The sequence below is a fragment of the Pantoea sp. Cy-640 genome, from assembly GCF_011752635.1.
Classification (GTDB): Bacteria; Pseudomonadota; Gammaproteobacteria; order Enterobacterales; family Enterobacteriaceae; genus Pantoea; species Pantoea dispersa.
Window position 1 is genome coordinate 225,094 of the sequence record NZ_VWXB01000004.1, and the last position, 13,592, is coordinate 238,685.

Annotated in this window: 13 protein-coding genes and 1 pseudogene; 6 read left to right on the forward strand and 8 right to left on the reverse strand. The window is 61.0% G+C overall.

Going from position 1 to position 13,592, the window contains the following annotated elements:
• The first annotated feature begins 10 nt into the window (after positions 1-10).
• The gene (locus F3J36_RS12550; RefSeq protein WP_059009545.1) at positions 11-925 is read left to right on the forward strand and encodes an AraC family transcriptional regulator; all 915 of its coding nucleotides are present in this window, start codon (positions 11-13) and stop codon (positions 923-925) included.
• 3 nt (positions 926-928) lie between these two features.
• Here F3J36_RS12550 and F3J36_RS12555 read toward each other — a convergent pair whose 3' ends face one another.
• From F3J36_RS12555 to F3J36_RS12565, 3 genes are all read right to left on the reverse strand, one after another.
• Positions 929-1,939, reverse strand: coding sequence for an LLM class flavin-dependent oxidoreductase (locus F3J36_RS12555; RefSeq protein ID WP_021507693.1), 1,011 nt, complete (start codon positions 1,937-1,939; stop codon positions 929-931).
• Positions 1,940-2,055: 116 nt separating this feature from the next.
• A complete protein-coding gene (locus F3J36_RS12560; RefSeq protein WP_166719804.1) occupies positions 2,056-2,940 on the reverse strand; it encodes a U32 family peptidase in 885 nt (294 codons plus the stop codon).
• A gap of 9 nt (positions 2,941-2,949) precedes the next feature.
• Positions 2,950-3,945 (reverse strand): peptidase U32 family protein, encoded by a 996-nt coding sequence (locus F3J36_RS12565; protein ID WP_058759571.1) that lies wholly within the window; start codon positions 3,943-3,945, stop codon positions 2,950-2,952.
• A 205-nt stretch (positions 3,946-4,150) separates the two neighbouring features.
• Here F3J36_RS12565 and F3J36_RS12570 point away from each other — a divergent pair, with 205 nt between their 5' ends.
• Together F3J36_RS12570 and F3J36_RS12575 are read left to right on the forward strand one after the other, a co-directional pair.
• Positions 4,151-4,675 carry an SCP2 domain-containing protein gene (locus tag F3J36_RS12570; RefSeq protein WP_058759570.1) on the forward strand — a complete coding sequence of 175 codons (525 nt, stop codon included), beginning with the start codon at positions 4,151-4,153 and terminating at the stop codon, positions 4,673-4,675.
• Positions 4,669-5,175 (forward strand): GNAT family N-acetyltransferase, encoded by a 507-nt coding sequence (locus tag F3J36_RS12575; protein WP_021507689.1) that lies wholly within the window; start codon positions 4,669-4,671, stop codon positions 5,173-5,175. Before F3J36_RS12570 ends, F3J36_RS12575 begins: the two co-directional genes overlap by 7 nt.
• Here the strand turns inward: F3J36_RS12575 and F3J36_RS12580 are convergent.
• Positions 5,159-5,446, reverse strand: coding sequence for a GIY-YIG nuclease family protein (locus F3J36_RS12580; RefSeq protein WP_021507688.1), 288 nt, complete (start codon positions 5,444-5,446; stop codon positions 5,159-5,161). The genes F3J36_RS12575 and F3J36_RS12580 overlap by 17 nt on opposite strands.
• Before the next feature lie 77 nt (positions 5,447-5,523).
• Here F3J36_RS12580 and F3J36_RS12585 point away from each other — a divergent pair, with 77 nt between their 5' ends.
• The gene (locus tag F3J36_RS12585; RefSeq protein ID WP_127833609.1) at positions 5,524-5,937 is read left to right on the forward strand and encodes a YhbP family protein; all 414 of its coding nucleotides are present in this window, start codon (positions 5,524-5,526) and stop codon (positions 5,935-5,937) included.
• A 34-nt stretch (positions 5,938-5,971) separates the two neighbouring features.
• On the opposite strand, the gene F3J36_RS12590 is transcribed toward F3J36_RS12585, so the two are convergent.
• Entirely contained in the window at positions 5,972-6,493 is a 522-nt protein-coding gene (locus F3J36_RS12590) for a type 1 glutamine amidotransferase domain-containing protein (RefSeq protein ID WP_021507686.1), read from the reverse strand.
• Between the two features lie 237 nt (positions 6,494-6,730).
• Between F3J36_RS12590 and F3J36_RS12595 the strand changes: the two genes are divergently transcribed.
• A complete protein-coding gene (locus F3J36_RS12595; RefSeq protein WP_166719805.1) occupies positions 6,731-7,765 on the forward strand; it encodes a permease in 1,035 nt (344 codons plus the stop codon).
• Here F3J36_RS12595 and nrdG read toward each other — a convergent pair.
• Together nrdG and nrdD are read right to left on the reverse strand one after the other, a co-directional pair.
• A pseudogene (gene nrdG, locus F3J36_RS12600) lies at positions 7,760-8,224 on the reverse strand (anaerobic ribonucleoside-triphosphate reductase-activating protein); the annotation flags it as partial. The gene F3J36_RS12595 and the pseudogene nrdG sit on opposite strands and share 6 nt — an antisense overlap.
• Complete coding sequence (gene nrdD / locus F3J36_RS12605; RefSeq protein ID WP_166719806.1) at positions 8,221-10,359, reverse strand: anaerobic ribonucleoside-triphosphate reductase; 2,139 nt, start codon at positions 10,357-10,359, stop codon at positions 8,221-8,223. The gene nrdD and the pseudogene nrdG, both read right to left, overlap by 4 nt.
• Positions 10,360-10,637: 278 nt before the next feature.
• Here nrdD and F3J36_RS12610 point away from each other — a divergent pair, with 278 nt between their 5' ends.
• On the forward strand, positions 10,638-13,022 hold the full coding sequence (locus F3J36_RS12610; RefSeq protein ID WP_166719807.1) for a beta-N-acetylhexosaminidase: 2,385 nt from the start codon (positions 10,638-10,640) through the stop codon (positions 13,020-13,022).
• Positions 13,023-13,134: 112 nt separating this feature from the next.
• Here F3J36_RS12610 and ridA read toward each other — a convergent pair whose 3' ends face one another.
• Positions 13,135-13,521 (reverse strand): 2-iminobutanoate/2-iminopropanoate deaminase, encoded by a 387-nt coding sequence (gene ridA, locus F3J36_RS12615; RefSeq protein ID WP_010615965.1) that lies wholly within the window; start codon positions 13,519-13,521, stop codon positions 13,135-13,137.
• Between the last annotated feature and the right edge of the window lie 71 nt (positions 13,522-13,592).

Sequence of the window (13,592 nt, forward strand, 5' to 3'; positions counted from 1 at the left end):
TGCATAACGCATGATTCATCAGGAACAGTGGCAGCAGCTGGTGGCGATGATTGCCCGTCACGCGCAGCAGGATGGGCGTACCGCCAGCGCGATTGATTTTCTCTCTTTTGGCCGCAGCTCGCACCCCTCAAGCCTGGCGCACATTGCCAGCTGGGCGGGGTTTGCGCTGATGGCCCAGGGCCAGAAAGCACTGCGCATGGGCGATGATGTGATGCATTACGGGCCGGGCGATCTGCTGTTGGTCACCATGGACATGCCGGTGCAGTCCTGCGTGGTGCTGGCGACACCAGAGAAACCCTGTCTTGGCGTCGGCATCACCATCAACGAAGCGCGCCTGCTGCGCTATCTGGAGCATTTCCCGCCGCAGCAGATTGGCAGCGCCGCCCCCGAACGCAGCATTACCGTGCACAAAGTCGCGCCACCGCTGGTGGATGCGGTGATGCGGCTGGTGGCGCTGCTGGATCAGCCACAGGATATCGCCGCGCTGGCACCGCTGATTGAGCAGGAGATTTTCTATCGCCTGCTGACCGGGCCGGAAGGGCCGCGCATTCTGAATATGGCGCTGACCGAGCGCCCGGGCAACAAAGTGGCGCGCGCGGCGCGCTGGCTGCGCGAAAACTTTCATCAACCGCTGAAGGTGGATCAGCTGGCCAGCAGCGTTGGCATGAGCATTTCATCGCTGCATCATCACTTTAAAGCGGTTACGGCGATGACGCCGATGCAGTATCAGAAGCAGCTGCGGCTCAATGAAGCGCGCCGGCTGATGATGATTGAGAAGCTGGATGCCGGGACGGCGGGCTATCGGGTGGGCTATCAGAGTGCGTCGCAGTTCAGCCGGGAGTACAGCCGTTTTTACGGCCAGTCACCGGCGCGCGATGTGCGCAAGATGGCGGTGGGGCCGGAAGGACTCTCCCCACCGCAGTAAGGCTTACAGCGTGCGTGCGGCTTCCATCGCCAGCGCGAACGAACGCAGGCGCGCCTGCGGATCGTAAATCTGGCCGTTGACCATGATCTCATCCGCCTGGGTTTCGCGCAGCAGCGCGGCAAGGCCGTGGCGTACTTTATCTTTATCGCCCACCACCGACATGCTCAGCGCCTGCTGCACGCCATACTGTTCGGACGGCGACCACAGGTTATCCATGTTCTCCACCGGCGCCGGCAGCGGGCCGGGCTTGCCGCGACGCAGATTAATGAACTGCTGCTGCATCGAGGTGAACAGGAAGCGCGCATCACGATCGCTGTCTGCCGCCACCACGTTGACACACACCATAGCGTAAGGTTTTGCCAGACGCGCAGAGGGCTGGAATTTTTCGCGATACAGGTGCAGCGCCTGCAACAGCAGGTCTGGCGCGAAGTGCGAAGCAAAGGCAAACGGCAGACCAAGCTGCGCCGCCAGCTGCGCGCTATACAGGCTGGAACCCAGCAGCCACACCGGAATTTTCAGCCCGAGGCCAGGCACCGGCTGCACCGGCGGATGCTCGCCCTCTTCGGCATCGAACCAGCGGATCAGATCGGCCACATCTTCCGGGAAGCTGTCGGCCTGGGCGCTCGAAAGATGACGGCGCAGCGCCAGCATGGTGCGCTGATCGGAGCCGGGCGCGCGGCCCAGTCCGAGATCGATACGGCCAGGGTAGAGGGATTCCAGGGTGCCAAACTGTTCGGCAATCACCAGCGGTGCGTGGTTGGGCAGCATGATCCCGCCGGAGCCGAGGCGCAGCGTTTCGGTGTTAGCGGCGAGATAGCCAATCAGCACCGACGTTGCGGCGCTGGCGATGCCGGTCATGTTGTGGTGTTCGGCCAGCCAGTAGCGATGAAAGCCAAGGGCTTCAGCCTGACGCGCCAGCGCCAGCGAATTATGGAAGGCATCGCGCGCAGACGAGCCTTGCGGAATGGGGGCCAGATCCAGCACGGACAGGCGAACAGTTTTCTTCTCAGACATGGGTACTCCAGCAAAGGATGGCGCAGGTGATAAGTAAACCTGCACCAGTCAGTATTACGCATCATTACCCATATTAAAACTGCTAATAACGGCAGGAATATAGCCGGAATGTGCCTTTAACCGCCGCTATCCAGCGCCATTCCGGCCAGGCGGCGCCAGTAACCGTTGCTGTCGCTGCCGCGCGCCATCATCAGCGGCGCTTCACCCGCTTCGTTAGCGCGGAAGCGATCAACCTGTGCCAGCGTGCGCTCATCCTGCGGCGACAGGCGCACAATATCGATCCAGCCATGCATACCGGCGAGATCGTTGCCAAGGTTGTAACAGTAGCCGCTCATGGTCTGAATGCCGTTCAGGACAAATACCTGCTGGCCCTCCTGCGACAGCACGCGGCGCCCGGTGGGATAATCAATACAGCAGGTCTGGCAATCATCTTTGGCGCGGTTTTCAGACCGCGCGGTAAAGCAGCGCGCCGACAGCGCCAGCGGCAGATGGCCATAGCCGAGCACTTCAACCTCAAACCGATCGCGCAGGCCAGCGTCATGGCACTGCTGCAACAGCTGAATCAGCCAGTCGCGTGACATCTCCACCGGCATGCACCAGCGCGTCATGCCCTCCTGTAGCAGCAGCTGGAGCGTCTGCGCGTTATACACATTCAGGGTGGGACCGGCGACAAACGGCAGTTTGCGCTCTGCCGCCATGTTCACGGTGCCAATATCGTTGGCTTCCAGTAAGAACTCACCGTTTTCAACATAGCGGCGCAGCTCTTTGACTTCTGAAGGGGATTGCAGCAGCGCCAGCGTGCTCAGCACCACCTGTTTGCCGCTGGCCGCCAGCGTGCGGCCCATCTCCATCCACTGACTGAACGCAGTGGCGCGGCGTTTGCTGCACACCGCTTCGCCGAGGTAGACAATCTCTGCGCTGCTCTCTGCGGCGCGCTGGTAAAACTGCTCCAGCGTATCGGTAGGCCAGTACCACAGCACCGGGCCGATGGCGTATTTCATACGGTCTCCTTATTGCCAGTCGCGGTGATAGGCGCCAAGCGTGGTCTGGCTGCCTTCGGAAAGTTCACCGAGCGCGCGCATCCACGGCGCCTGCACCGTGAACTGCTGCGGATCGGCCATGCAGCGATCGATCGCCTGACGCCACACTTTCGCCACCTGTGCCACATAGGCCGGGCTGCGCTGGCGTCCTTCAATTTTCACCGAGGCGATATTGGCGCGCAGCAGCTCCGGCAGCAGCGCCAGGGTATTGAGGCTGGTGGGCTCTTCCAGCACGTGATAGCGCTGGTTATCCACCTCATAGCGCCCTTTACACAGCGTCGGATAGCCCGCACTCTCATCGGCGGCGTAACGGTCAATCAGCACTTCGTTCAGGCGCGACTCCATGCCCTGGGCCGTCTGTTGCCAGCGCACAAATTTGGCCGGTGAACAGGCACCCGCGCTGTTCGGCGACTCGCCGGTCAGCCACGACGAGAGATAGCAGCGGCCTTCGGCCATGATGCACAGGCTGCCAAAGGCGAATACTTCGAGCGGCACCGGCGTTTCGCGTGCCAGCTGCTTCACCTGGTGCATCGACAGCACGCGCGGCAGCACCACGCGGCTCAGCGCAAAGTGGCGGTGATAAAACTGAATGGCCTGCAGATTGGTAGCGGACGCCTGCACTGACAGGTGACGTTCAACCTGCGGATAGCGGCTGGCGGCGTACTCCAGCGTGGCGATATCGGCCAGAATCAGCGCATCGGCACCGTTCTGTGCGGCGACGTCAATGGCGCTTTGCCAGCGGTTAAGGCCGTCGGGATGGGCGAAGGTGTTGATCGCCACGTGCAGTTTACGCCGGTGCTGATGCAGGAAGCGCGCGGCTTCTGCCAGTTTCTTATCGGTAAAATTGAGGCCAGCAAAGTGGCGGGCGTTGGTGTCATCTTTCAGGCCGACGTACACCGCGTCAGCGCCGTGCTCCACCGCCGATTTCAGCGCAGGTAAATTCCCCGCCGGACACAGCAGTTCCATACAATTTCCTCCCCCGGATTCTGAACGCCGTTGAGTGTAAGGAAGCGCAGGTGCAGCAATGTTGATTTAAGGCAGTGAAAGCGGGATTGCCAGGGCGGAATGGAGAATTTTCGCACAGACGCGGGGCGATTTCCTTGATCCCGGTTGAGGCGAAAGCCGACGGATGTGGCAATATAGATAAAATTTTCTCAAGGGAGTGCAGCGCATGTTCGCACGCTTACGCGGCCTGTTAATTGAAAAAGGGCCGGAATTCCTCGCTTTACCGGTGTCGCTAACACCATTCGCCGTGAAAAAAACGGTTTTGCAACAACTCCTAAACTGGCAATTTCGTCATGCTTTGGCTGAAGGTGAGTTAGACTTTCTGCAAGGGCGCTATCTCGGCATTGAGATCGCGGACGTCAATCTGCGCTGGATCACCACGCTGCAGGACGGGCGCCTGACCGTTTCGCGCGACGCCGAAGCAGATGTCTGGTTTCGTGGCGAAGCCAACGATCTGCTGCTGGTAGCAGCACGCAAAGCCGACCCCGATATGTTGTTCTTTCAGCGCCGTCTGGTGATTGAGGGCGACACGGAGCTGGGACTGGAGGTGAAGAATCTGATGGATGCCATAGAACTGGACGCCATGCCCACGCCATTGCGCACGGGGTTGCTGCAGCTGGCTGCTTTTGTTGAGGCAGGAATGACACAGGACGCGAAGGCCGCTGAGGCGCGCGCGGGGATCTCATGTTGATTCGTACTGAAATTGGTGTGGACGCGGCAGGCATCGACAGCCTGTTAAAGCGCAGTTTTGCCACCGCAGCCGAAGCGGAACTGGTACAGCAGCTGCGTGAAGACGGTTTACTCACGCTGGGCGTGGTGGCTACCGATGACGAAGGCCAGGTGCTGGGTTATGCCGCCTTCAGTCCGGTGACGTTGCAGGGCGAGGATCGTAACTGGGTGGCGCTGGCGCCGCTGGCGGTTGATGCCTCGGTGCGCAGTCAGGGCATTGCTAAACAGCTGGTGTATGAAGGGCTCGATTCGCTCAATGAGTTCAGCTACAGCGCCGTGGTGGTGCTGGGCGATCCGCAGTTCTACAATCCGCTCGGCTTTGAACCGGCGGCGCGTCACGGCCTGCACTGCCGCTGGCCCGGCAGCGAAGCGGCGTTTCAGGTGTATAAACTGGCGGACGATGCATTCGATGGGGCAGAAGGGCTGATCGCCTTCTCGGCACCTTTCAATCGTATCGACTAAACCACGCCGTTAAGCAGGCCGGCTGCTGGGCAACAAGCAGCAGTTTCTGCGCCCGGCTCAGCTGTTTTACCTGATACTCCAGCCGGGAAGCCGCCGCGCGATCGCCGGCCGCGCAGTGAAACACCAGCGTCAGCGGACCTTTGCCGCGCAGCGCACGGGCACCGCGCCCCTGCTGGTGCTGCTGCAGGCGACGGTTGACGTCAGTGGTGATGCCGGTATAAAGCATCCCGGCGGCGGTTTGCAGCATATACAACTGCCAGCCCTGTTCCATTTACAAACCTCGTTCATGTGCTGGCGGGCAGTGTAACGCGCCTGCGGCCGCATCGCTATCAACGCACGGAGTTGCTCTTGTCTGACCATTCTCATCTGATTCGCTATCTGAAAAAACAGCACGTGCTGTCGCTGTGTGCCAGCGACGGTGATGCGCTATGGTGCGCCAACTGTTTCTACGTGTTCGATGAAGCGCGCATGGCGTTCTGGCTGATGACCGAAGCGGATACGCGTCACGGCGCGCTGATGGCGCGTCATCCACGCGTCGCCGGCACGGTGAACGGCCAGCCGAAAACGGTGCTGCTGATTAAAGGCGTGCAGTATCGCGGGCGTATTCAGCTGACCGATGAGGCGCAAGCGCTAAAGGCCTATCAGGCGCGCTTTCCGGTGGCAAAAAAAGTCACCGCGCCGCTGTGGGAAATTACGCTGGATGAGCTGAAAATGACCGATAACGCGCTGGGATTTGGCAAAAAGATTGTCTGGCAGCGTTAGCCCGGCACGCGCAGAGGCGCACCGGGCAACCGCCTTACGCTGCGTTCAGAATACGCAGGGATTCGCGGTTAAACGCGGGCAGGTCTTCAGGCGTGCGGCTGGTAACCAGCTTGTCATCATCAACCACCACCTCTTTATCGTAAAAGTCCGCGCCGGCATTACGCAGATCGATGGCGATAGCTTTCACGCAGGTCATTTTGCGACCGCGCACGCCGTTCGCGCTGATCAGCAGCTGCGGACCGTGACAGATGGCGAAAATCGGTTTGCCGCTGGCGACAAACTCTTTGGTAAAGGTGACAAAGCGATCGTCACCGCGCAGCGCGTCAGGCGAATGACCGCCGGGCAGCAGCAGCGCGTCGAACTCGGCCGGGCTGACATGGTCAATATCCTTGTCGATTTTGACTTCGGCTTTGCCCTGCTTTCCCTTCACGGTTTTGCCCGCCTGCATCTCAATGGTGACCACTTCATGGCCCGCTTTGGTGAAGGCCTCGGCCGGTGAGGTAAACTCTGAGTCTTCAAATTCATCGGTAATCAGAACCGCTATTTTCTTGCTCATCTTTCTCCTCCTTGCTGGTCACGCACCTGCTGTGCGTGACACGTTTCAACAGACAAGTCTGGACCCTGAGCGCGGAAACGCAAGCCAGCCGGCGCAGGTGGGATTGGTTAAATTCCGGAGACAGATCAAGTTTAAGCGTGACGACGCTGGCACACAGGCATAACCTGAATAACACTGTGGGATCTGCGTCGCGCCCTACGCGCGACATACGTTATTCAGTTGAATACGGAACCGGTTATGACCCAATTCGCCTCACCTGCACCAGCGGCTCGCTTCGCCTGGTGGAAACCGCTGCTGTTCTTCGCCGTGGTACTTATCGGCCTGTGGTACGTAAAATGGCAGCCTTACTATGGCAAAGCCTTCACGGCCGCAGAAACCCATTCCATCGGCCGCTCTATTCTTGCCAATGCCGCAGATTCGCCGTGGCGCGCCGCGCTGGATTACGCCATGGTCTATTTTCTCGCGGTGTGGAAAGCCGCGGTGCTCGGCGTGGTGCTGGGCTCGCTGGTGCAGGTGCTGATTCCGCGCCGCTGGCTGCTGCGCCTGATGGGCAGCAACCGGCTGGGGGCCACGCTGGTCGGCACCGGTTTTGGCCTCCCGGGCATGATGTGCAGCTGCTGTGCCGCGCCGGTGACCGTCGGCCTGCGCCAGGCGCAGGTTTCAAGCGGCGCGGCGATGGCGTTCTGGCTGGCGAATCCACTGCTCAATCCGGCAACGCTGGTGTTTATGGGCTTTGTGCTCGGCTGGCAGTTTGCCGCCATTCGGCTGGTGGCGGGTGGGGTGATGGTGCTGGGCATTGCCATGCTGGTGCAGCGCAGCGTGCCGGAAACCGCCGTTGCCGCGCCGCTGTTGCCGCAAGAAAGCCATGAACGGTTTGTGACGCGCTGGCTGCGCGTGATGTGGCGGCTGTTCTGTAACACCATTCCGCTCTACATTGTGGCGGTGCTGCTGCTCGGCGCCGCGCGCGTCTGGCTGTTTCCGCACGCGGACGGCGCGGTAGGGAATACGCTGTTCTGGGTGATGCTGATGGCCATCGCCGGCTGCCTGTTTGTGATCCCGACCGCCGCCGAAATCCCTATCGTGCAAACCATGATGCTGGCGGGCATGGGCATCGCACCGGCGCTGGCGCTGCTGGTGACGCTGCCCGCGGTCAGCGTGCCGTCGCTACTGATGCTGCATCGCGCGTTCCCGCCGCGCGCGCTGTGGATCGCCTTCTGCGGCGTGGCCGTCAGCGGCATGCTGCTCGGCATCCTCGCACTGTGGCTGGCGTAGATACCAGATAGTCTGATTGCGGCTGCCGCGCCACAGCAGCCGCGCATCTTTTTCCGCTTCGATGAAACGTCCATCAATCAGCACGTCGATTTCCGCAATCACTTCGCGCTGCGCCGCCGTCAGCTCCGCCAGGGTGTAGCCGGTCCACAGCCAGATATCTTTATCCGGACAGTCGCGCCGCACGCGCTTCACCAGCCGGCGAATATGCGGCACATTGTGCGGATGCAGCGGATCGCCGCCGCTCAGCGACAGCCCCTGACGTGGAATGCGGCGATCCTGCAGATCGGCGATCAGCTGCTCCTCCATGGCCAGCGTAAACGGCACGCCGGAGTCAGGCCGCCAGGTGCTCTGGTTGTAGCAGCCGCGACACTGATGTTCACAGCCCGCGACGAACAGCGTGCAGCGCGTGCCGGGACCATTCACGATATCCACATCGTAGTAGCGATGAATGTGCATCATCCCAGCTGTCCGGTATCAAGGTGTTTGACGCGGCGCTGCACCTCTTCCTGCTTGCCGGCGTTGAACGGTCGCGCATCCGGGCTGCCAAGATAGCCGCAGACGCGGCGCGTGACCGAAACGCGCGCCGGATCGTGATTGCCGCAGCTCGGACAGGTAAAGCCTTTGCTGGTACAGCTGAACTCGCCGCTGAAGCCGCACTCGTAGCACTCATCGATCGGCGTGTTGGTGCCGTAATAGGGCACGCGGTCGTAGCTGTAATCCCACACATCTTCCAGCGCCCGCAGGTTGTGCTGAATGTTGGGGTATTCGCCGTAACAGATGAAGCCGCCGTTAGCGATGGCCGGGTAGGGCGCTTCAAAGTCGATTTTGTCGTACGGATTGACCTTTTTCTCTACGTCGAGATGGAAGCTGTTGGTGTAATAGCCCTTGTCGGTCACGCCCGGCACTACGCCAAATTCGGCGGCATCAAGGCGACAGAAGCGATCGCACAGGTTTTCACTGGGCGTACTGTACAGGCTAAAGCCGTAGCCGGTTTCCGCTTTCCACGCATCCACCGCCTGGCGCAGATGCGTCACAATCGCCACACCGGTTGCGCGCAGATGCGCGGCATCATACGGATGCACGGCGTTGCCGCTTAGCGCGTTAAGCGTTTCATGCAGACCGATATAGCCCAGCGAGATCGAGGCGCGGCCGTTGCGAAAGATCTTGCCCACCTCGTCGTCCGCGTTGAGCCGCACGCCGCAGGCGCCTTCCATATAAAGAATCGGTGCGACGCGCGCTTTGGTTTTTTCCAGCCGGGCAATGCGGGTCATCAGCGCCCGCTTCGCCAGCGCCAGGCGTGCATCCAGCAGCGTCCAGAAGCGGGCTTCGTCTCCCTGAGCTTCTAACGCAATGCGCGGCAGGTTGAGGCTGATCACGCCGATGTTGTTGCGGCCCTCATGAATCTGCTCGCCGTTTTCCTCGTAAACGCCGAGGAAGCTGCGGCAGCCCATCGGCGTTTTGAACGAGCCGGTGACTTCCACCACTTTGTCGTAGTTGAGGATATCCGGATACATGCGCTTGCTGGCACACTCCAGCGCCAGCTGTTTGATGTCGTAATTGATGTCGCCGGCGCGTCGATTGACGCCTTCGCGAATGGCGAACACCAGCTTAGGAAACACCGCGGTTTTATGGTTTTTGCCCAGCCCGGCAATGCGGTTGCGCAAAATCGATTGCTGAATCAGGCGCGCCGCCCAGTCGGTACCGAGGCCAAAGCCAAAAGTGACGAACGGCGTCTGGCCGTTGGCGGTGTGCAGCGTATTAACCTCGTACTCCAGCGACTGAAACGCGTCGTAGCACTCTTTTTCCGTGCGTGCGCGCGCGTAAGCTTCCACGTCAGTAATCTGCCATTCGCGGGCAATCTGGCGATGTTTTTCGAGGCTGAGGGTGACAAACGGCGCCAGCACTTCGTCAATGCGGTTAATGGTGGTGCCGCCGTAAATATGGCTGGCGACCTGCGCAATGATCTGCGCCGTCACCGCGGTGGCGGTGGCGATGGATTTTGGCGGTTCAATCTCGGCGTTACCCATTTTGAAGCCGTGCGTCAGCATGCCGTGCAGATCGATCAGCATGCAGTTAAACATCGGGAAGAAGGGAGAGTAGTCGAGATCGTGGTAATGGATTTCCCCACGCTCGTGCGCCAGCACCACATCGCGCGGCAGCAACTGCTGCTGGGCATAATGTTTGGCCACGATGCCGGCCAGCAGGTCGCGCTGCGTCGGGATCACTTTGCTGTCTTTGTTGGCGTTTTCGTTGAGCAGCGCCGCGTTGGTCTGTTCCACCAGGCCGCGAATGGCATGGTGCAGCTTGCCGCGCTGCTCGCGCGCCAGATCGCGGTCGTGACGGTATTCAATATAGGCGCGCGCCAGCTGCGGCCAGCGTCCGCTCATCAGCGCCTCTTCCACGGCACACTGGATGTCGCGAATATCGACTTCAGCCTGGGTTGCCAGCTGCGCGCTGACCTGCTGAGCGACCGTCGTGCACCAGGCCAGGTCGTCAACCTGGGCGGCCTGCGCGGCGGCACGCACTGCAGCTTCAATGCGCCGGGCATCAAACGGCACCCTGCAGCCGTCACGCTTAATCACTACCGTTGCCATCTTCCCTTTCTCCGCTGGAAACTACATGTAGATAATTTTAAGGAGTGTAATCGCAACATGTGGTGTTTCAGAGGAAATTAATCGCACTGTTTTTGACCTGTCGCAAAGAAGCGCGGCCAGCGCCTGAAAGCCGTGCAGTGGTCAACAGCCGCTACACTGAAAAGTTTTAAGCCGCACAAACTTCAGCCGGTTGCAACTTGCTTTGCGTTGCGAAACAGGTTTAATGAGCGTTTTGCGCCATTTCCGGCCCATCGTTTTGCCTTACAAGGATGCCCACCATGCTTCTGCCCCGTACGCTGCTGGCCGTTTTGTGTTCCCTGACGTTTTCCACGCAGGCCGCACCGGCAGGCGATCTGCCGCTGATGCCATGGCCACAGCAGGTGACGCAGCCCGCAGGCGGTGGCGCGTTTACCCTGACGCCGCAATTTTCGCTGCACATCACCGGCGATCACCTGGAAGGGGCCGAAGCGCGCTGGCGCGCCCGCATTGCGCGGCAAACCGGCTGGGCGCTGCTGCCCGCCAGCCCGGCCAGCGATCGTCCCGCCATTCAGATCCGGATTGCCGACGCGGTCGATCCGCTACCGCAACCGGACAGCGACGAAAGCTACCGTCTGGAGGTCAGCAGCAGTGGCGTACTGCTGCAGGCACCTACCCGTTTTGGCGCGATGCGCGGCATGGAAACCCTGCTGCAGCTGATCGCCAACACCGCCAGCGGCACGCAAATTCCCTTTGTCACCATTGACGATCGGCCGCGCTTCCCGTGGCGCGGCGTGCTGATCGACCCGGTGCGCCACTTCCTGCCGCTGGAAACCCTCAAGCGGCAGATTGATGGTATCGCCGCGGCGCGCATGAATGTGTTCCACTGGCACCTGACCGACGATCAGGGCTGGCGCTTTGCTTCCAGTCACTATCCGCAGCTGCAGCAGCAGGCCAGTGATGGCCTGTTCTACAGCCAGCAGCAAATGCGCGAGCTGGTGCACTATGCCACCCAGCGCGGCGTGCGCGTGGTGCCGGAAATCGATCTGCCCGGCCATGCTTCCGCTCTTGCCGTGGCGATGCCGGAGCTGATGAGCGCGCCGGGTCCATATGCCATGGAGCGCGGCTGGGGGGTATTTAAACCCTTGCTCGATCCCAGCAATGAAGCGGTGTTTCGCTTTATCGACACGTTGATCGGCGAAGTCGCGGCGATCTTTCCCGATCCCTACATTCATATCGGCGGGGATGAAGTCGATCCCAGTCAGTGGAACGCCTCACCGAAGATTCAGCAGTTTATGCGCGATCACGGCCTGCAGGACGCCCATGCGCTGCAGGCGTGGTTCAACCAGCGGGTGGAGAAGATTCTCGCCGCGCATCAGCGGCGCATGCTTGGCTGGGATGAGGTGTACCATCCCGACCTGCCGAAAAGTATTGTGATTCAGTCGTGGCAGGGGCAGGACGCGCTCAGCGAAGTGGTAAAGCAGGGGTATCGCGGCATTCTTTCCACCGGTTTTTATCTCGACCAGCCGCAGAGCGCCGCGTATCACTATCGCAACGAGCTCTGGCCGCAGGGGCTGAACGGCGTCGATCAACTGCGCGCCGACGATCAGGCGCAATGTTGGCAGTTTACTATGCCGCGTCTGAAAGGCAGCGCGGTGCAGGGCAGTTTCACCCTGATTGAGAGCAAAAACGGCTGGCGCGGTTTTATCGATTTCAGCGGCAAGGCGCGACGCCAGGTCAGCGACATTCGCTGGCTGTCACCGACGCAGCTGACCTTCAGCGTCGACAGCTGGATGGGGCCGTTTCAGCCGGTGGTGACGCTGACGCGTGACAGCCTGACCGGCTACGTGCTGGTGGGCAACGTGCGCTATCCGACCACAGGCAGCAGGCTGGCGCAGATACCGGCCGGTATTGCCCCGGTACTGCCCACGCCCGCTCAGCTGCAGCGTGATTTGCTGGGCGGTGAAGCGGCGCTGTGGGCGGAGAATGTGAATAGCCGGGTGATTGATACGCGACTGTGGCCGCGCGCCTTTGTGGTGGCGGAGCGGCTGTGGTCGGCGCAGGATGTGACCGACAGCGAGAATATGTACCAGCGGCTCAGCGCGATTGATCGCTGGGGAACGGTGTCGGTCGGCCTGCAGCAGCATCAGCAGGCCGAGGTGCAGATGATGCGACTGGCCAACAGCAGCGATATCACTCCGCTGCGCGTGCTGGCGGAAGTGCTGGAACCGGCGCAGTATTACACCCGCCAGCACCTGAAGTTTCAGGCCGGGCATTATGACTATTTTGAGCCGCTGAACCGGCTGGCGGACGTACTGCCGGCCGAGAGCGAGCCGGTGCGGCTGCTGGATAAGCAGGTGGATGCGCTGATTGCCAATCGCGGCGATCATGCTGCCGCCAGCGCCCTGCGCCATCAGCTGCAGCGCTGGCAGCGCAACAGCGATGCGGTGATGCCGCTGGTGCTGGGCAACTATCAGCTGAAAGCGCTGCAGCCGCAGGTGCGCCAGGTCGCAGAGCTGAGCCGGATGGGGCTGGATCTGGTGAACGCACTGGAGCGCAACCAGGCCTACGGTGCAGGCGAGGTGGCGCAAATGCACGCCCAGCTGGATGCGGCGGCGCAGGTGCAGGATGAAACGGTGCTGGCGCTGGTGCGACCGCTGGAGAAACTGCTGCGATCGTCGAGATAGGGAAGAGCGGAAGTCACGAACTATGCAGGGTCGTCATTGATGACGACCTGGCGATCTCGCCAGGTGCGCACGGATACGCCCCCTGCATGCTGTGTGAATGATGACCGCTAAATCAGCGACGTACCGCGATGGCTTCGATCTCAATCTTCACGTCTTTCGGCAGACGCGCCACTTCCACGCAGGAGCGCGCCGGGAAGCTGGCCTGATGCTCGGTAAAAAACGCTTCATAGGTGGCGTTGACCGTGGCGAAATCGTTCAGGTCTTTGACGAACACAGTGGTCTTCACAATGTCGCCCACCTGCAGGCCAGCGGCCAGCACAATCGCCTTCACATTCTCGAGCGACTGACGCGCCTGCGCGGCGATGTCGTCCGGAACCGCACCGGTGGCCGGATCGACCGGGATCTGGCCGGAGGTGATGATCATGCTGCCGAGATCCACGCCCTGGACGTACGGGCCAATCGCTGCCGGGGCTTTTTCAGTACTGATTTCGCGAGACATTGTTTCTCCTTAGGCATGCGCGGCGAACCCTTGTCCGCCGCGAAAATGTTCGCCCCATTATAGGGAGGAAA